General features: G+C 60.6%; 1 protein-coding gene. It reads right to left on the bottom strand.

All coding sequences use genetic code 11. The features are described 5' to 3' along the window. A partial coding sequence (locus RHBS_RS28330; protein ID WP_187298692.1) for a fatty acid desaturase occupies positions 1 to 687 on the bottom strand: 687 nt, incomplete at both ends.

Below are 687 nucleotides of genomic sequence, written 5' to 3'. Positions count from 1 at the left end.
GGGGAACAGGTGATGCTCGATCTGGTAGCACAGATTGCCGCTCATGAACTCCATGACGGGACCTGCATTGAAGTTCGCGCTGCCGAGCATCTGACGCAGGTACCACTGTCCCTGAGTCTCGCCCTCCATGTCGGACTTGGTGAACTTCTCCGCACCGTCCGGGAAGTGGCCGCAGAAGATGACGGTGTTGGTCCACACGTTGCGCATCATGTTGGCGACGATGTTCGCCGTCAACGTGCTCTTCCAGGCGGGACCGGTCAGCAACGGATGCAGGATGTAGTCCTTGCCGATCTGCTTGCCGACCTTCTCGAGCACCTCGCGCCGCTTCTGCTCGAATTCCTCACGCGGCACTCGGCCCTTGGCGACCTTGCCCAGTTCGAGGTGCTGAAGCGCCACTCCGTACTCGAAGAACAGCTGCAGCAACAGGTTGTAGACGGGGTTGCCGATATTGAAGGGCTTCCACCGCTGATCGCGGGTGACGCGCAGCAGACCGTAGCCGACGTCGTCGTCCATGCCGAGCACGTTGGTGTACTTGTGGTGGATGTAGTTGTGCGTCTGCTTCCAGTGAGCCGACGGCCCCGTGTTGTCCCACTCCCACGACGTGGAGTGGATCTCCGGGTCGTTCATCCAGTCCCACTGGCCGTGCATGACGTTGTGGCCGAGCTCCATGTTCTCGATGATCTTCGC

This window comes from Rhodococcus sp. BS-15, from assembly GCF_000813105.1.
Lineage (GTDB): Bacteria > Actinomycetota > Actinomycetes > Mycobacteriales > Mycobacteriaceae > Rhodococcoides.
The sequence above is the reverse complement of the archived record's forward strand: the minus strand, read 5'-3'. Positions and strand labels throughout refer to the sequence as shown.